Here is a 17,371-nt window from a genome sequence, read left to right on the forward strand (position 1 = left end):
TCGCTTGGCTCGCATCGTCCTCAAGATTGACGTCGACACGCTGCGCGGCACGCGCGAAGGCGTGCCGAACCTCGCGCGCATCTTCGACCGCTTCAGTGCGCGCGCGACCTTCCTCTTCAGCCTCGGGCCCGATCACACGGGCTGGGCGCTGCGGCGCGTGTTCCGCCCTGGCTTCCTGAAGAAAGTGTCGCGCACGTCGGTGGTCGAACACTACGGCGTGAAGCAGCTGATGTACGGCGTGCTGCTGCCGGGCCCCGACATCGGCCGCCGTGCGATCTCCGACATGCGCGCGATTCACGAGGCCGGCTTCGAATGCGGGATCCACACGTGGGATCACGTGTACTGGCAGGACAACGTCCGCGCGCGCGATCGCGACTGGACCGCGCGTGAAATGCAGAAGAGCCACGCGCGCTTCATCGAGATCTTCGGCACGCCGCCCGTCACGCACGGCGCGGCCGGCTGGCAGATGAACGACTCCGCGTTCGAGCAGATCGACGCATGGGGGATGCGCTACGCGTCCGACGGCCGCGGCCATTCGCCGTACCTGCCCGTCGTCGCCGGCCGCACGCTGTCGCACGTGCAGATGCCGACGACGCTACCCACGCTCGACGAAGTGCTCGGCATCGACGGCGTCGACACGCACAATGTCGCCGCGCACATCCTCAGGTTCACCGAAACCAATCCGCACGACCAGGTGTTCACGCTGCATGCGGAACTGGAAGGCCAGAAGCTCGCGCCCGTGTTCGAGCAACTGCTCGCCGGCTGGCGCGCGCAAGGCCACACGTTTGCGACGATGGGCGACTACCACGCGACGCTGGACCGCGACTCGCTGCCATCGTACCCTGTCACGTGGGGCGAAATCCCCGGCCGCTCCGGCGAACTGATCGTCCAGCCCGACTGAGTTCGCACGCGAGCCGGCGTCGCCCGCAGCGCCCTTGCGGCGCTGCCGCGACGCCCCGCCGAACCGCGCCGCCGCAGCGGCGCCTTTCCATAACAACAGGAGAAACACGTGTCCGTCGAAGTTGACCGTCAAGTTCCCGATTTCACTGCACCGGCCACGGGCGGCGACATTTCGCTGTCCGACCTGAAGGGCAAGAAGCTCGTGCTGTACTTCTATCCGAAGGACAACACGCCGGGCTGCACGACCGAAGGGCTGCAGTTCCGCGATCTCTATCCGAAGTTCAAGAAAGCCGGTGCCGAAGTCATCGGCGTGTCGCGCGACAGCCTGCGCTCGCATGACAATTTCAAGGCAAAGCTCGAACTGCCGTTCCCGCTGATCTCCGATGCCGACGAAGCGCTGTGCGCGCTGTTCGATGTCATCAAGATGAAGAAAATGTATGGCAAGGAAGTGCGTGGAATCGAGCGCTCGACGTTCCTGATCGACGCTGACGGCGTGCTCCGTCAGGCATGGCGCGGCATCAAGGTGCCGGGGCATGTCGACGACGTGCTAAGTGCTGTACAAGCGCTTTGAGGCGCGTTATATTGGGCCGCAATGAATGCCAGTTCGCCCCATATTTCTCGTAGCTGCGCCGGTGCTCGATGCGATGCTTCCCGGCACCTGACGCGCATCACGACGGTATCAGCCGAGCCGCATGTCCCTGTCGACGGGGCAGCGGCTTTTTTTATGGATTGCGCGCCGGCCCGCGGGCTGGCCCTCACCCCGTCAAGGAGCTGATCGACACTTAGGCGAACCGGCTAGACGAAATTCCTGTGCGCCACCGCGCGCAAACTGCATGCGTCTACGTCACGCAGGATGCGATCAGCGGCGCACGCCTTGCGACACGATTCCTCCCGAGGGACACCATGCCTTTGCCTACCCCCCCCAGCAAGCTCGGCAGCCTGCTGCCGCCCGACGAATACAAGGCGAAAGCGCGGCCCGCGAAAGCCGCGAAAAAATCCGCCGAAGGGGACGCATCCACAGCCGGTGACTATGGTCCGGCCAGCGTGGCCCAACCGATGATCGAAGCCGCGAATACGGCCGCGCCGCTGCGCGCCGTCGCGACTTCGGCGCAAGATGCCGCGAGCGCACCCGCACGCGGCCGCAAGACCAGACAGACGGCCGCACTGTTGCAGCCGATGCAGGCGCCAGCCGCACCCGCGGCGCCGGTCGTCGCGCGCCACGACAAGCCGGCCGCCGACAAACCGGCCGCGGCTCCCGCGCGCGATGCCGGCGCGGCGACGAAGTCGCGCGGCCGCAAGCCCGCCGAAGCCGAACTGCAGAAACTGTTCGTGCTCGACACCAACGTGCTGATGCACGACCCGAGCAGCCTCTTCCGCTTCGAGGAACACGACGTCTATCTGCCGATGATGACGCTCGAGGAACTCGACAACCACAAGAAGGGGATGTCCGAAGTCGCGCGCAACGCACGCCAGGTCAGCCGCACGCTCGACGCGCTCGTCGCCGATGCCGGCGCGATCACGGCCGGCATCCCGCTGTCGCGCCTCGGCAGCCGCGAGGCGCTCGGTCGCCTGTACTTCCAGACGAAGCTCGCCGACATCGCGCCCGTCGAAGGCCTGCCCGCAGGCAAGGCCGACAACCAGATCCTCGGCGTCGTGCGCGCGCTGCAGCGCGACCGGCCCGACCGCCAGGTCGTGCTGGTGTCGAAAGACATCAACATGCGGATCAAGGCGCACGCGCTCGGCCTGCCCGCGGAAGACTACTTCAACGACCAGGTGCTCGAGGATTCCGATCTCCTCTACAGCGGCGTGCGCGAACTGCCGCAGGACTTCTGGACCAAGCACGCGAAGGGCATGGAGAGCTGGCAGGACACGAAGACGGGCACCACGTACTACCGCGTGACGGGCCCGCTCGTCGCGTCGATGCTCGTCAACGAGTTCGCCTATCTCGAACCGCAGAACGGCGAGCCGACGTTCCACGCGATCGTCCGCGAGCTGAACGGCAAGACGGCGCTGCTGCAGACGCTGCGCGACTACAGCCACCACAAGAACAACGTGTGGGGCATCACCGCGCGCAACCGCGAGCAGAACTTCGCGCTGAACCTGCTGATGAACCCCGAGATCGACTTCGTCACGCTGCTCGGCCAGGCCGGCACCGGCAAGACGCTCGTCGCGCTCGCGGCCGGCCTCGCGCAGGTGCTCGACGACAAGCGCTACAACGAGATCATCGTGACGCGCGCGACCGTGCCCGTCGGCGAGGACATCGGTTTCCTGCCCGGTACCGAGGAAGAGAAGATGCAGCCGTGGATGGGCGCATTCGACGACAACCTCGAAGTGCTGCAGAAGACCGACGACGCTGCCGGAGAATGGGGACGTGCCGCGACGCAGGAACTGATCCGTTCACGCCTGAAGGTGAAGAGCATGAACTTCATGCGCGGCCGCACGTTCGTCGACAAGTACCTGATCATCGACGAGGCGCAGAACCTGACGCCGAAGCAGATGAAGACGCTCGTCACGCGCGCGGGCCCCGGCACGAAGATCGTGTGCCTCGGCAACATCGCGCAGATCGACACGCCCTACCTGACCGAAGGCAGCTCGGGCCTGACCTACGTCGTCGACCGCTTCAAGGGCTGGGGCCACAGCGGCCATGTGACGCTCGCGCGCGGCGAACGCTCGCGGCTCGCCGACTACGCGTCGGACATCCTGTAACGCGGCAGGCCGGTCCGCCGGCTTTCGACGCATCGCGGCGCTCCGTTTCCGGAGCGCCGTTTTTATTTGGGGTCGAAAACACTGTAACGCATCGTCACGCAAAAGCCCCATTTACGCGCGAAACTTCAAGTAAATTCTCAAGAATGGTTGCTTAAGCCCCGCTGGAGCGTCTACCATCGGGTCTGTCTGTTGTCATACGATTCGCGAGCGCGCCGCGTTCGCCCGCCTTGCCATGCTTCGAATCTGTGTTCCCGTCGCCGTCGTTTCGCTGCTTGCGGCCTGCTCCAGCCTGCCGCCGCAGTCGGCATCGCGTGAGCCGGGAATGAAGATCACGACGCCGCGCGCATTCCCGGCCCCTGCCAATTTCCCGAAATTCGTCGATCACAGCGTCGGCCAGGAAGAGATTTCGATCCAGGCGATGAGCCTTGTCGGCGTCCCGTATCGCTGGGGCGGCAATACGCCGACGAGCGGCTTCGACTGCAGCGGGCTCGTGCGCTACGTGATCGGCCGCGCGGCCGACGTGAACCTGCCGCGCACGACCGCCGACATGAGCGGCCGCGGCGTATCGATCGACCCCGACCAGATCGCGCCGGGCGACCTGATCTTCTTCAATACGACCGGGCGGCCGCATTCGCACGTCGGCATCTATGTCGGCAAGCTGCGCTTCGTCAACGCACCGTCGACGGGCGGCACCGTGCGGCTCGACTACCTGACGAACCCATACTGGGCCAAGCGTTTCGACGGCATTCGCCGCGTCGCGCCACCACGCGCGACGCCCACGCCGTTCGATGCGCCGACCTACGAAGCGAAGCGCGACGAGCCGCGCAACCCGCCGGCGGTTGCGCCCGCCCCCGTCATGACTGCCGCCGCGCCGCGGCCGCCTGCCTATGCTTCGTCGCAAGCCGGAGCGACGCAGTCGCCCGCTCCGGTCATGCCGGCTGCGCGGGCCGTGACGACCGCCGCGGTTGCGCCTGCGGCCGCGTCCGCCGATCCGTACGAACCGCCGCCGCCGCGCGTGCAGGCAGCCCGGCAACAGGCAACGTCGGCGAACGGCGATGGCGGCCCGACCGCGATGACCGCGAATGCAGCGTCGGCCGGCCCGGCGGAAGTCGGCGCGCAGATTCCGACGACGGCACTGACCGCCGCCCAAGCCGCCGCATTCGATGCGGAACCGCCGCCCGCAGCAGCCGCGACGGCGTCGCGCGACACCGACCCCGCGCCCGTGCAGGTGCTGCGTGCGTCGACGCAATCCTCGCCCGTCAGCCCGCGCACCGGCACCGCGGACGATCCGATTGCCCGGTTCGCGAACGGGAGTTACTGACCCGTTGCTCGAACCTCGACGGTAACCTCGCCGGCATCCGTCGCAGCCCCGCCGTTCGTCGCAAACTTCCTCGCCTCCAAAGAAAATGCGCCGCAGCCTTTCGGCCTGCGGCGCATTTCATGTCGAACCGGCGGTGTTGCCGATCAGAAGATCCGGTGTCCGAGCCACCATCCGCCGGCTGCGATCAGCGCGGACGCCGGAATCGTCAGCACCCACGCCCACACGATGTTGCCGGCGACGCCCCAGCGCACGGCCGACAGCTTCTGCGTCGCGCCGACGCCGACGATCGCGCCGGTGATCGTATGCGTGGTCGATACGGGGATGCCGAGGAACGACGCGATGAACAGCGTGATCGCGCCGCCGCTTTCGGCACAGAAACCGCCGACCGGCTTGAGCTTCGTGATCTTCTGGCCCATCGTGCGCACGATGCGCCAGCCACCGAACAGCGTGCCGAGGCCCATCGACAGGTAGCACGCGCCGATCACCCACGCGGGCGGCGCATCGGACGTCGCCGACGCATAGCCCGACGCGATCAGCAGCATCCAGATGATGCCGATCGTCTTCTGCGCGTCGTTGCCGCCGTGGCCCAAGCTGTACAGGCCGGCCGACAGCAGCTGGAGCCTGCGGAACCGCCGGTCGACCTTGCTGGGCGCGGTACGGAAATACAGCCACGACACGCCGAGCATGAACAGCGAACCGAGGATGAAACCGAGCAGCGGCGAAATGAAGATGAACGCGACGGTCTTCATCAGCCCGTCGATGTTCAGCGAGCTCCAGCCCGACTTCGCAAGCGCCGAGCCGACGAGGCCGCCGATCAGCGCGTGCGACGAGCTCGACGGGATCCCGTAGTACCAAGTGATCACGTTCCAGCCGATCGCACCGACCAGCGCGCCGAACACGACATAGTGGTCGACGATCTCGGGATCGATCGTGCCTCTACCGACGGTCTGCGCGACTTTCAGGTGGAAGATGAAATACGCGATGACGTTGAACGCCGCCGCGAACACCACGGCCTGCTGGGGTTTCAGCACCCCGGTGGACACGACGGTGGCGATCGAGTTCGCCGCGTCGTGGAAGCCGTTCATGAAGTCGAATACGAGCGCGACGAGCACCAGCGTCGCGACCATCCATAGGGCGAGTTGTATCGAATGCATCGTGGTCCGCTCAGGCGTTTTCCAGCACGATGCCTTCGATGATGTTCGCGACGTCCTCGCACTTGTCGGTGATCTCTTCGAGCAGCTCGTAGATCGCCTTCAGCTTGATGAGCGTCTTCACGTCGTCTTCTTCGCGGAACAGCTTCGACATCGCGGCGCGCAGCACGCGATCGGCCTCCGACTCCCAGCGGTCGATCTCCTCGCACTGCTTGAGGATCTGCGCCGACTGCTTCATGTCGGACAGCATCCCGACCGCCTGCTGCACGTGCTGGGCCGACCGCGTGACGATGTGCGCGAGCTGGCTCGCCTCGGACGTGACGGCCTGCACGTCGTACAGCGACACGGCCGTCGCGACGTCTTCCATCAGGTCGAGGATGTCGTCCATCGTCGTGATCAGCTTGTGGATCTCGTCGCGATCGAGCGGCGTGATGAAAGTCTTGTGCAGCAGATCGATCGCTTCGTGCGTGAGCTTGTCGGCGGCCTTCTCGGCCGTCTGCACGTTTTGCTTGTGAATCTCGGCGTCGGCGAGATTGTCGATCAGCAGTTCGAGTTCGCGTCCGCCGGCAACGATGTGCTTCGCGTGCGCGTTGAAGAGTTCAAAGAACTTGCCCTCGGTGGGCATGAATCGACCGAACATGGGATTCCTGAGAGATTGTCAAACTACTGTCACGAAAACGGGCGACATTGTACCGTTTCCGATCGCGCCGCGCCGCGCGCATATGCGCACGGCGGGATTGGATACAACGCTTGGCGAAATAAGAGTTTACATCCGGCGTTACTCGCCGTAGAAGTTCTGCGCCCCTGCAAAGTTGTCGAACTTCGTGTATTGACCCAGGAACGTGAGCCGAACGGGACCGATCGGGCCGTTACGCTGCTTGCCGATGATGATCTCGGCCGTGCCCTTGTCCGGGCTGTCCGGGTTGTAGACTTCGTCGCGGTAAATGAACAGGATCACGTCCGCGTCCTGTTCGATTGCGCCCGATTCGCGCAAATCGGACATCACCGGACGCTTGTTCGGACGCTGTTCGAGGCCGCGGTTCAGCTGCGACAGCGCAATCACCGGCACGTCGAGTTCCTTCGCGAGGCTCTTCAGCGATCGCGAGATTTCCGAGATTTCGGTCGCGCGGTTCTCGCCCTGCGACGAACCCGACATCAGCTGCAGGTAGTCGACGATGATCAGGCCGAGCTTGCCGCATTGCCGCGAGAGACGCCGCGCGCGCGAGCGCAATTCCATCGGGTTCAGGCCGCCCGTCTCGTCGATGAAGATTTGCGCCTCGCTCATCTTCTGCACCGCGTGCGTGAGTTTCGGCCAGTCCTCGTCCGTCAGGCGGCCCGTACGCATCCGGTGCTGGTCAAGCCGGCCGATCGAGCCGAGCATACGCATCACGAGCTGGGTGCCCGGCATTTCCATCGAGAACACCGCGACCGGCAGCCCGTACTCGACCGCGACGTACTCGCCGATGTTCATCGAGAAGGCGGTCTTACCCATCGACGGGCGCCCCGCCACGATGATCAGTTCGCCGCCGTGCATCCCGGAGGTCATCCGGTCGAGGTCGACGAAGCCCGTCGGCGTACCGGTGACGTCGCTCGGGTTCGCGGTGTGGTACAGCGTGTCGATGCGCTCGACGACCTGTGTGAGCAGCGGGCCGATCTCGAGGAAGCCCTGGTTGCCGCGCGCCCCCTCTTCGGCGATCGAGAACACCTTCGACTCGGCTTCGTCGAGCAGCTGGCGGACTTCCTTGCCCTGCGGATTGAACGCGTCGGCCGAGATTTCGTCGGCGACCGACACGAGCCGGCGCAGCACCGCACGGTCGCGCACGATTTCCGCGTAGCGGCGGATGTTCGCCGCGCTCGGCGTGTTCTGCGCGAGTGCGTTCAGGTACGCGAGCCCGCCGACGTCGTCGGCCTTGCCGGACGTGGTCATCGCTTCGTACACGGTGACGACGTCGGCCGGGCGCGTCGACGCGATCAGCCGGCCGATGTGCTCGTAGATGATCCGGTGGTCGTAGCGATAGAAATCGCCCTGCGACAGGAAGTCGGCAATCCGGTCCCATGCCGCGTTGTCGAGCAACAGGCCGCCGAGCACCGACTGCTCGGCTTCGACCGAATGCGGCGGGACTTTCAGCGATTCGATTTGAGGATCTTGCGGCGCGTTCATGGGTTGGGATTATCGCGAATTACACAGGACGACGCCATACCGGCCGCCAGTGATGCGGCAATAAAAAAGGCAGGCCCCGGTTGCCCGGGCGCCTGCCCTTGTCCGGACAGCGGAGGCCGCCCGGAAAGCTTGCATACGCTTACGCGTGGTCGCCGATCACGTTGACCGTGACGTCGACGACGACGTCCGTGTGCAGTGCGACCTGGACGCTGTGCTCGCCGATCATCTTCAGCGGGCCTTCCGGCATGCGAACTTGCAGCTTCTCGACTTCGAAACCTGCCTTCTTCAGCAGTTCCGCGACGTCGCCGTTCGTGACCGAGCCGAACAGACGGCCGTCAACGCCCGACTTCTGCGTGATTTCGAACGCCTGGCCGTTCAGCTTCTCGCCGACTGCCTGCGACGCTGCCAGCTTTTCAGCGGCGATCTTTTCGAGTTCAGCGCGGCGCACTTCGAATTCGGCGATCGCTTCCTTCGTTGCACGGCGAGCCTTGCGGTTCGGGATCAGGAAGTTGCGAGCGTAACCGTCCTTGACCTTGACGATGTCGCCGAGGTTGCCCAGATTGGCGACTTTTTCCAACAGAATGATTTGCATTCGAATTCTCCTTATGGCGTCGCCGAGTTACGCCTTGTGCTGATCGGTGTACGGCAGCAGCGCGAGGAAACGCGCACGCTTGATTGCCGTGTCGAGCTGACGCTGATAGTGCGACTTCGTACCCGTCAGGCGAGCCGGCGTGATCTTGCCGTTTTCGCCGATGAAGTCCTTCAGCGTTTCCGTGTCCTTGTAGTCGATCTGATCGACGCCGGCGGCCGTGAAACGGCAGAACTTCTTGCGCTTGAAGAGCGGGTTTTGTTGCTGACGACGCTTGTCGAATTTTTTACCAGTCGGGCGGGCCATGATTTCAGTCCTTTCCAATGTCCTGCAATGCAGTGATGTGAAACACCAAGGTTCTCGCGTTGCGGCTTTTCTTTGCCAGGAAGCCCGTGAACAGCGTCTCGACGCCCATTTCACGGCTTTCCAGCCTGCCGCTCGCCTCACCGGCCGCCACCGCCTCGATCGTCATTTCGACCTGACGGGGAATGCCTGCTTCGACGACTTCCGTGCGGTGATGCAATGTGGCGCTTGCGATCGGAACACCTGCCGGCGTATATCGCACCGGTGCGCGTTCGACGACGCTCGCCGTCAATTGCAACCTGTTCACGTGAGTGGCGCGCTCCTTGATGGCTTAATGAATGACGAACTTAAGCCTGCGCTTCGGTCGGCTGAGCTGCAGCCGCCTTCTTGGCTTCTTCGCGCTGAACTTCCTTCATCATCGGCGACGGGCCGGTTTCGGCCTTCTTCATCTTGACGATGAGGTGACGCAGCACGGCGTCGTTGAACTTGAACGCGTGTTCGAGTTCGTCGAGCGTCGTCTGGTCGCACTCGATGTTCATGCAGACGTAGTGAGCCTTCGCGAGTTTCTCGATCATGTAGGCCAGTTGGCGACGGCCCCAGTCTTCGACACGGTGGATCTGGCCGCCGTGCGACGTGATCGTGGACTTGTAACGCTCGATCATCGCGGGCACTTGCTCGCTTTGATCGGGGTGCACGATGAATACGATTTCGTAATGACGCATTACACACTCCTTGTGGATTAAAGCCACCCGGGCGTCTGAACCGGTGTGGCAAGTGAGAAGCCGAAGATTCTAACCCGGATACGGGGCGCATGCAAGGCCGTTCGACGATTCGCGGCTGGATTCGGCCGTGTTTTCAAAGACTTGAAAGGCCAGGCCGGTGCAAGCGGCCACGCGTCGGCTTTTTGCGACCGGGGTCGGAATACAAGCGCGCCGGGCCCGCGGCCCGGCGCGCCGTCACTCGCTGCGCGTGCCGGCGAGCCGCGCGTCGAGCGCCGTCCTGAACGCCGCGAGCGCCGACGGCTCCGCGTCGGTCACGGCCCACCACGTCATCCCGGCCGCGTCCCAGCGGTCGAGCGCATAGCCCTGCGACACGGTCGAGTACGGGGCCGCCGGCCCTTCACCCGCCGGCCGCACGTAGACGTCGATCACGTGCTGCCGGTAACGGTAGACAAGCACCGCGACGCGGCGCCGCCCGACGTAGTCGAGCCGGCCGCCGACCAGCGCGAAACCGCTCGCCGCGAGATCCTCGACCGGCGGCGCATAGTCGAGCCTGCCGTTGAACCAAGGCTTGACCGTATGCCGGTCGGTCGAGATCACGTCGATGTCGCGCGCAGACAGGTCGGCCCGCACGTGACTCGAGACGAGTTCGTCGACCGTGCGGTCAGTGTCGGCGTGGTGCGCGGACAGCGCCATCCCGGCCGCCGCGGCAAGCGCCACCAGCAGCGCGACGCCCCAGCCGAGCCCGGGCAGCACGGCGACGCGCGGCCCCGGGCCAGCCGGCGCCGGGCGTGCCGATACGCCGCCACCCAGCCAGGAGAACCAGCGACGGCCGCGCGGCCGCGGCTGCGATCGCGGCTCGGGTTCCGCCCGGGATGGCCCACGGGCCCGCCCGTCCCCCGCTGCCGGCAGGCTCGCGAGGATACTCGCCCGCAGCGCCTCCGGCGCGCGGTGATAGTCGGCCTGCCGCACGGCCTGCACCAGCGTAACGATCCGCGCGCGATCGCGGCGGCACGCGTCGCACCCTTCGACATGCTGCTGGACCCGCAACGCATCGGGCGCCGACAGCTCGCGGTCGACGTCCGCGTCCAGCAACGCTCGCGCTTCGTTACAGTCCATCGATAGCCTCCGATGCGGTTCCGCCTGCCGGCGTACGGCCCGGCCTGCCTTTGGCCGCCGGCTCGGGCTCGCCGCCCAGCAGCACGGCGAGCCTGCGACGGCCGCGCGCGAGCCGCGACATCACCGTGCCGACCGGCACGTCCGCGATCGCCGCGATCTCGCGGTAACTCAGGTCCTCCATCTCGCGCAGCACGAGCACCTCGCGGTATTCGGGCGGCAGCTTCGCGAGCGCCGCATTCACGAGCCGCACGTTCTCGCCGCGCAGCAACTGCGCGAGCGGATCCTCGGTCGCCGGCTGCCAGTCGTCGGGAACGTCGGTGTCGTCGAGCGTGTCGGGCAGCGCGACCTCGTGCGCGTGCGTACGGCGCCGCCACTCGGTGTACCAGGTGTGGCGCACGATCGTCAGCAGCCACGGCCGCGCGTTGTCGCCGCGACACGAATCGACGAAGCGCAGCGCGCGCATGCACGCGTCCTGGACAACGTCGTCCGCATCGCTGGCGTTGCCGCTCAGCCAGCGCGCGAGGTTGTACGCGGCGTCGAGATGCGGCAGCACGAGGGTACGAAACCGCTCGCCGCGCGCTATCGCATCGCCCTCCGCCCGCTCATCGACCGCCTGTCCGGCTTGCCCCACATGGCCTCCCTGGTCCCGGCGGCCGAAACCGCGCCCGTTCCGCGCATGGCGCCCGGACAGACCGGCAACGTGCGCGCTCGATGACCTTACCGTCGCTGCGTCGAGTTTATTCCCGTGCAACGCACATGAAGCGTAAAAAATCCATGGTCAGCCCTGTGGCCGGGCCGCCCGCCGCCGTTACGGCGTGGTGCTCCAGTAGCCGGGGCGCGCGTACGCGTCGCGCAGGTAGTCGATGAAATAGCGCACGCGCGCCGGCACGTAGCGCTGTTGCGGGTAGACCGCGAGGATGTCGTAGTCGGGCAGCGCATACTCGTCGAGCACGGTCTCGAGCTCGCCCGTTTCGAGTTGCGCGGCGATTTCCCACGTCGAGCGCCAGCCGAGCCCGAGGCCTTCGGCCACCCAGCGGTGCAGCAACTCGCCGTCGTTGCAGTCGAGATTGCCCGCGACGCGCATCGTCGCGATCTTGCCGTGGCGCTGGAAATACCAGCCGCGGTTCTGCCCGCCCTGCAGGTTGAACGCGAGGCAGTTGTGCTTCAGCAGGTCGTCGAGCGACTTCGGCCGGCCGTGCCGGCGGAAATAGTCGGGCGTGCCGCACACGACGCGCCGGTTCGACGCGAGCTTCACCGCGACAAAGTTCGGATCGACGGCGCCCCCGATCCGGATCGACAGGTCATAGCCTTCGCGCACGAGATCGACGACACGGTCGGTCAGGTTGAACGACAGCTGCATCTCGGGCTTGTCGGCCAGGAAGCCCGGCGCGTGCGGCGCGACGTGCTTGCGCCCGAACGCTGCCGGCGCGGACACGATCAGGTGCCCGCTGACCGCGCGCCGCCCGGCGGCCAGCTCGTTCTCCGCCTGGTCCCATTCGGACAGCAGCCCGCGGCAGCGCTCGAGGAACGCGGCGCCGTCCTCGCTGACCACCAGCCGCCGTGTCGAGCGGTACATCAACTTCACGCCGAGGCGCTTCTCGAGCGCGTCGATGCGCCGCCCGAGCACCACCGGCGACACGCCCTCCTCGAGCGCCGCCGCCGCGAGGCTGCCGGCATCGGCAACCCGCACGAACGTCTCGATCTGCTTGAAGCGATCCATCTGCCGTCTCCGTCTCTGTTCCGACACCGGCTGGAAACCCCGTCCGGTCGTCATTCCATACTTTTAGTTTCGAAATAAGCGACTCCAGCTGATCTTATCAAACCTTTCCTGCGTCCCTAAAGTGTTTCCAACAGACCCATTCGCACGATCCGCCACATTCAAGGAGACATTCATGGCCAAGATGAGAGCCGTCGACGCAGCCGTACTCGTGCTCGAGAAGGAAGGCATCCAGACCGCGTTCGGTGTGCCGGGTGCGGCCATCAACCCGTTCTACTCTGCGATGCGCAAGTCGGGTGGCATCAGCCACGTGCTGGCCCGCCACGTCGAGGGCGCCTCGCACATGGCCGAAGGCTTCACGCGTGCCGCGCCGGGCAACATCGGCGTGTGCATCGGCACGTCGGGGCCCGCCGGCACCGACATGATCACGGGCCTGTACTCCGCATCGGCCGACTCGATTCCGATCCTCGCGATCACCGGCCAGGCACCGCGTGCGCGCCTGTACAAGGAGGACTTCCAGGCCGTCGACATCGAATCCATCGCGAAACCGGTCACCAAGTGGGCCGTCACCGTGCGCGAGCCGGCGCTCGTGCCGCGCGTGTTCCAGCAGGCGTTCCACCTGATGCGCTCGGGCCGTCCGGGCCCGGTGCTCGTCGACCTGCCGATCGACGTGCAGCTCGCCGAGATCGAGTTCGACATCGACACGTATGAACCGCTGCCGGTCTACAAGCCCGCGGCCACCCGCGCGCAGATCGAGAAGGCGCTCGCGATGCTCAACGATGCGGACAAGCCGCTGATCGTGTCGGGCGGCGGCGTGCTCAACGCAGCGGCCGAAGACCTGCTCGTCCGGTTCGCCGAAACGGTCGGCGTGCCGGTCATCCCGACGCTGATGTCGTGGGGCGCGATTCCGGACGATCACCCGCTGATGGCCGGCATGGTCGGCCTGCAGACGTCGCACCGCTACGGCAACGCGACGATGCTCGCATCCGACTTCGTGCTCGGCATCGGCAACCGCTGGGCCAACCGTCACACGGGCAGCGTCGAGGTCTACACGAAGGGCCGCAAGTTCGTGCACGTCGACATCGAGCCGACGCAGATCGGCCGCGTGTTCGGCCCGGATCTCGGCATCGTGTCGGACGCCAAGGCCGCGCTGGAACTGTTCGTCGCCGTCGCGCAGGAATGGAAGGCGGCCGGCAAGCTGAAGGACCGCGGCGCATGGGTCGCGGAATGCCAGGAACGCAAGCGCACGCTGCAGCGCAAGACGCACTTCGACAACGTGCCGGTCAAGCCGCAGCGCGTGTACGAAGAGATGAACAAGGTGTTCGGCCGCGATACGTGCTACGTCAGCACGATCGGCCTGTCGCAGATCGCCGCGGCGCAGTTCCTGCACGTGTTCAAGGCACGCAACTGGATCAACTGCGGCCAGGCCGGCCCGCTCGGCTGGACGATCCCCGCCGCACTCGGCGTGCGTGCGGCCGATCCGAGCCGCCCGATCGTCGCGCTGTCCGGCGACTACGACTTCCAGTTCATGATCGAGGAACTGGCGGCCGGCGCGCAATTCAAGCTGCCGTACGTGCACGTCGTCGTGAACAACTCGTACCTCGGGCTGATCCGCCAGGCGCAGCGTGCGTTCGACATGGACTACTGCGTGCAGCTCGCGTTCGACAACGTGAACGCCCCGGAACTGAACGGCTATGGCGTCGACCACGTGGCTGTTGCCGAAGGCCTCGGCTGCAAGGCTTTGCGCGTGTTCAAGCCGGAAGAGATCGAGCCGGCGCTGCGGCAGGCGCAGACGCTCGCGGAAGAGTTCAGCGTGCCGGTGGTCGTCGAAGTGATCCTCGAGCGCGTGACGAACATCTCGATGGGCACCGAAATCGACGCGATCAACGAATTCGAGGATCTCGCCGAAAAGGCCGAGCACGCACCGACCGCCATCTCGATGCTCGACTGATCCGCAGGACATTTTTGACTGACCGACCGAAGAGGCTTAGCTCATGCCGAAGTTTGCTGCAAACCTGACCATGCTGTTCAACGAAGTGCCGTTCCTCGACCGCTTCAAGGCGGCAGCGGACGCGGGCTTCGACGCCGTCGAGTTCCTGTTCCCGTATCCGTACGCGAAAGAGGAACTCGCCGAGCGGCTCGAGACGCACCGCCTGCGCCTCGTGCTGCACAACCTGCCCGCCGGCAACTGGGACCAGGGCGAGCGCGGCATCGCGTGCCTGCCCGATCGCGTCGGCGAGTTCCAGGAAGGTGTCGGCCGTGCGATCGACTACGCGAAGGCGCTGAAGGTACCGCAACTGAACTGCCTCGTCGGCATCCCGTCGGCCAGCACGGCGCGCGACAAGACGTTCGTCACGATCGTCGACAACCTGCGCTTTGCCGCCGACGCGCTGAAGCGCGAAGGCATCCGCCTGCTCGTCGAGCCGTGCAACCGCTTCGACATCCCGGGCTTCGCGCTGAACCGCTCGTCCGAAGGGCTCGACGTGATCCGCGCGGTCGGCTCGGACAACCTGTTCCTGCAGTACGACATCTATCACATGCAGCGCATGGAAGGCGAACTGGCCGCGACGATCGAACGCAACCTCGCGTCGATCGGCCACGTCCAGCTCGCGGACAACCCGGGCCGTAACGAGCCGGGCACGGGCGAGATCAACTACGCGTTCCTGTTCGCACTGCTCGACCGGCTCGGCTATACCGGCTACGTCGGCTGCGAATACAAGCCCCGCACCACCACGACGGAAGGGCTCGGCTGGCTGCAAAGCGTCGCCGGCTGCGCACCGGGCTCGGCGCGCCGCGCCGCCTGAGATCCGCCCTTCCCGCTTTCGCCCCTCTAGGAGACTTTCACATGGCAACCATCGGATTCATCGGCCTCGGCATCATGGGCGCGCACATGGCGCGCAACCTGCTCAAGGGCGATCATCAGCTCGTCGTGAACGGTGCGTTCCCGATCCCGGACGACCTGCGCGCGAGCGCCAAGGTCGTCGCGAACTCGACCGAAGTCGCGCAGAACGCGGACATCATCATCTCGATGGTGCCGGACACGCCCGACGTGCGTAACGTGCTGTTCGCCGACGACGGCGTCGCGAAGGGGCTGACGGCCGGCAAGCTCGTGATCGACATGAGCTCGATCTCGCCGCTCGACACGCAGGAATTCGCGAAGCAGATCAACGCGCTCGGCTGCGACTACCTCGACGCGCCGGTGTCCGGCGGCGAAGTCGGCGCACGCGAAGCGACGCTGACGATCATGGTCGGCGGCCCTGAACAGGCATTCGAGCGCGCCAAGCCGCTGTTCGAAAAGATGGGCAAGAACATCACGCTCGTCGGCGACAACGGTGCGGGCCAGACCTGCAAGGTCGCGAACCAGATCATCGTCGCGCTGAACATCGAAGCCGTCGGCGAAGCATTGCTGTTCGCCGCACGCTCGGGCGCCGATCCGGAGCGCGTTCGCCAGGCACTGATGGGCGGCTTCGCCGCATCGCGCATCCTCGAAGTGCATGGCGCGCGGATGACGAAGCGCACGTTCGATCCGGGCTTCCGCATCGAGCTGCACCAGAAGGACCTGAACCTCGCGCTCGACGGCGCACGCAAGCTCGGCCTCGCACTGCCGCATACCGCGAGCGCGCAGCAACTGTTCAGCGTGTGCGCGTCGCACGGCGGCAAGGGATGGGATCACTCGGCACTCGTGCGCGCGCTCGAGATCATGTCGAACTTCGAGATCGGCCAGACGCCGGCCGCGTAACGCGGACGCAAAAACGCGCGGTTCCGCTGCAATGGCGGACACGCGCGAAGAACATGCGCGATCCGGCCGCGGCCGGTCGCATCGATGCGCGACGCACTCGCGCATCACGGTGGGGCGCCCCGCCGCGCATCGCTAACGGCATGCGCGACGGGGCGAAAAACGCCGCTCTGGGCTGAGAGCGGCGTGGTGGGGTCCGCAGCGGCACCCGGCGGCGCCGGGGAAGCCTTGGTCGGTCAGACGTCGTCGTCGGGTGTCCGCCTGTCGGATTTCGCGTATTACATTTCTTTACGTTCAAGCTTGCGATTTTTCATGCAATCGTCGCGCTGAACGCCTACACTTTCGCCACGCCTTTCGAGAAAACCGCCGCGCTTGCGTTCACTCCGGTGAACGCGCCCAGCGCGGTGTTTTTTTCGCCACTTCATGGCGCGTTTTCTTTTCAACCACCTAAGGAGTGCAGCGATGGGTCTTCTTTCGTTTATCAAAGAGGCGGGTGAAAAACTGCTGGGTCATGCCGACGCGCAAGCGGCGGAAGATCCGAATGCCGCGAACCAGACCGCGGCCGATGCGATCAAGAACTACATCAGCACGCAGGGTCTCGACACGTCGAACCTGACGGTCGCGTTCGACGGCGCATCGCGCACCGTCACGCTGTCGGGCAGCGTCGCCGATCTCGACACGAAGGCCAAGGTCAAGGTCGCGGCCGGCAACGTGCAAGGCGTCGCGGGCGTCAACGACGACGATCTGCAGCCGGACGATCCAGAAGTGCAGTACCACGACGTGAAGCCGGGCGACACGCTGTCGGCGATCGCCAAGGAAGTGTATGGCGACGCGAACAAGTACCCGGCGATTTTCGAAGCGAACAAGCCGATGCTGTCGAGCCCGGACAAGATCTATCCGGGCCAGAAGCTCGTGATTCCGCCGCAGTCCTGAGCATTCGCGCAGGATC

Annotated in this window: 18 protein-coding genes and 1 pseudogene; 8 read left to right on the forward strand and 11 right to left on the reverse strand. The window is 65.7% G+C overall.

The window, feature by feature from the left end:
• The first annotated feature begins 4 nt into the window (after positions 1–4).
• Together OEJ37_RS15380 and OEJ37_RS15385 are read left to right on the forward strand one after the other, a co-directional pair.
• Positions 5–901 carry a polysaccharide deacetylase family protein gene (locus OEJ37_RS15380; RefSeq protein WP_263344733.1) on the forward strand — a complete coding sequence of 299 codons (897 nt, stop codon included), beginning with the start codon at positions 5–7 and terminating at the stop codon, positions 899–901.
• Between the two features lie 108 nt (positions 902–1,009).
• Positions 1,010–1,471 (forward strand): peroxiredoxin, encoded by a 462-nt coding sequence (locus OEJ37_RS15385; protein ID WP_006756046.1) that lies wholly within the window; start codon positions 1,010–1,012, stop codon positions 1,469–1,471.
• A gap of 192 nt (positions 1,472–1,663) precedes the next feature.
• On the opposite strand, the pseudogene OEJ37_RS34920 reads toward OEJ37_RS15385, so the two are convergent.
• Positions 1,664–1,908 (reverse strand): annotated as a pseudogene (locus OEJ37_RS34920) (hypothetical protein); the annotation flags it as partial.
• Here OEJ37_RS34920 and OEJ37_RS15390 point away from each other — a divergent pair.
• Both OEJ37_RS15390 and OEJ37_RS15395 read left to right on the forward strand, forming a co-directional pair.
• Positions 1,804–3,606 carry a PhoH family protein gene (locus tag OEJ37_RS15390; protein WP_174419000.1) on the forward strand — a complete coding sequence of 601 codons (1,803 nt, stop codon included), beginning with the start codon at positions 1,804–1,806 and terminating at the stop codon, positions 3,604–3,606. The pseudogene OEJ37_RS34920 and the gene OEJ37_RS15390 sit on opposite strands and share 105 nt — an antisense overlap.
• Before the next feature lie 232 nt (positions 3,607–3,838).
• Positions 3,839–4,927, forward strand: coding sequence for an NlpC/P60 family protein (locus tag OEJ37_RS15395; protein ID WP_263344735.1), 1,089 nt, complete (start codon positions 3,839–3,841; stop codon positions 4,925–4,927).
• A 143-nt stretch (positions 4,928–5,070) separates the two neighbouring features.
• On the opposite strand, the gene OEJ37_RS15400 is transcribed toward OEJ37_RS15395, so the two are convergent.
• The 10 genes from OEJ37_RS15400 to OEJ37_RS15445 all read right to left on the reverse strand — a co-directional run bounded on the left by OEJ37_RS15400 (position 5,071) and on the right by OEJ37_RS15445 (position 12,689).
• A complete protein-coding gene (locus OEJ37_RS15400) occupies positions 5,071–6,081 on the reverse strand; it encodes an inorganic phosphate transporter (protein ID WP_047900879.1) in 1,011 nt (336 codons plus the stop codon).
• A 10-nt stretch (positions 6,082–6,091) separates the two neighbouring features.
• Entirely contained in the window at positions 6,092–6,718 is a 627-nt protein-coding gene (locus tag OEJ37_RS15405) for a DUF47 domain-containing protein (protein WP_263344737.1), read from the reverse strand.
• 138 nt (positions 6,719–6,856) lie between these two features.
• On the reverse strand, positions 6,857–8,239 hold the full coding sequence (locus tag OEJ37_RS15410) for a replicative DNA helicase (RefSeq protein WP_072437193.1): 1,383 nt from the start codon (positions 8,237–8,239) through the stop codon (positions 6,857–6,859).
• A gap of 139 nt (positions 8,240–8,378) precedes the next feature.
• Entirely contained in the window at positions 8,379–8,831 is a 453-nt protein-coding gene (gene rplI, locus OEJ37_RS15415) for a 50S ribosomal protein L9 (protein ID WP_152857501.1), read from the reverse strand.
• 27 nt (positions 8,832–8,858) lie between these two features.
• Positions 8,859–9,134: a 30S ribosomal protein S18 gene (gene rpsR / locus OEJ37_RS15420; protein WP_034181234.1), complete on the reverse strand. Its 276-nt coding sequence runs from the start codon at positions 9,132–9,134 to the stop codon at positions 8,859–8,861.
• 4 nt (positions 9,135–9,138) lie between these two features.
• The gene (gene priB / locus OEJ37_RS15425) at positions 9,139–9,438 is read right to left on the reverse strand and encodes a primosomal replication protein N (RefSeq protein WP_011657069.1); all 300 of its coding nucleotides are present in this window, start codon (positions 9,436–9,438) and stop codon (positions 9,139–9,141) included.
• Between the two features lie 40 nt (positions 9,439–9,478).
• A complete protein-coding gene (gene rpsF / locus OEJ37_RS15430) occupies positions 9,479–9,853 on the reverse strand; it encodes a 30S ribosomal protein S6 (protein WP_004193673.1) in 375 nt (124 codons plus the stop codon).
• Between the two features lie 234 nt (positions 9,854–10,087).
• On the reverse strand, positions 10,088–10,969 hold the full coding sequence (locus OEJ37_RS15435) for an anti-sigma factor family protein (protein ID WP_263344739.1): 882 nt from the start codon (positions 10,967–10,969) through the stop codon (positions 10,088–10,090).
• Positions 10,959–11,600 (reverse strand): RNA polymerase sigma factor, encoded by a 642-nt coding sequence (locus tag OEJ37_RS15440; protein WP_174418997.1) that lies wholly within the window; start codon positions 11,598–11,600, stop codon positions 10,959–10,961. The genes OEJ37_RS15435 and OEJ37_RS15440 overlap by 11 nt, the downstream gene beginning before the upstream one ends.
• A gap of 177 nt (positions 11,601–11,777) precedes the next feature.
• Positions 11,778–12,689: a LysR family transcriptional regulator gene (locus OEJ37_RS15445; RefSeq protein WP_152857503.1), complete on the reverse strand. Its 912-nt coding sequence runs from the start codon at positions 12,687–12,689 to the stop codon at positions 11,778–11,780.
• 172 nt (positions 12,690–12,861) lie between these two features.
• On the opposite strand from OEJ37_RS15445, the gene gcl reads away from it, so the two are divergent.
• From gcl to lysM, 4 genes are all read left to right on the forward strand, one after another.
• Entirely contained in the window at positions 12,862–14,637 is a 1,776-nt protein-coding gene (gene gcl, locus OEJ37_RS15450) for a glyoxylate carboligase (RefSeq protein ID WP_174418995.1), read from the forward strand.
• 43 nt (positions 14,638–14,680) lie between these two features.
• Positions 14,681–15,490 carry a hydroxypyruvate isomerase gene (hyi, locus tag OEJ37_RS15455; protein WP_263344741.1) on the forward strand — a complete coding sequence of 270 codons (810 nt, stop codon included), beginning with the start codon at positions 14,681–14,683 and terminating at the stop codon, positions 15,488–15,490.
• A 41-nt stretch (positions 15,491–15,531) separates the two neighbouring features.
• On the forward strand, positions 15,532–16,425 hold the full coding sequence (locus tag OEJ37_RS15460; RefSeq protein WP_263344743.1) for a 2-hydroxy-3-oxopropionate reductase: 894 nt from the start codon (positions 15,532–15,534) through the stop codon (positions 16,423–16,425).
• A gap of 459 nt (positions 16,426–16,884) precedes the next feature.
• The gene (gene lysM, locus OEJ37_RS15465) at positions 16,885–17,355 is read left to right on the forward strand and encodes a peptidoglycan-binding protein LysM (RefSeq protein ID WP_047900890.1); all 471 of its coding nucleotides are present in this window, start codon (positions 16,885–16,887) and stop codon (positions 17,353–17,355) included.
• Positions 17,356–17,371: the final 16 nt, after the last annotated feature.

The sequence above is a fragment of the Burkholderia sp. BKH01 genome (assembly GCF_025685725.1).
GTDB lineage: Bacteria > Pseudomonadota > Gammaproteobacteria > Burkholderiales > Burkholderiaceae > Burkholderia > Burkholderia pyrrocinia_C.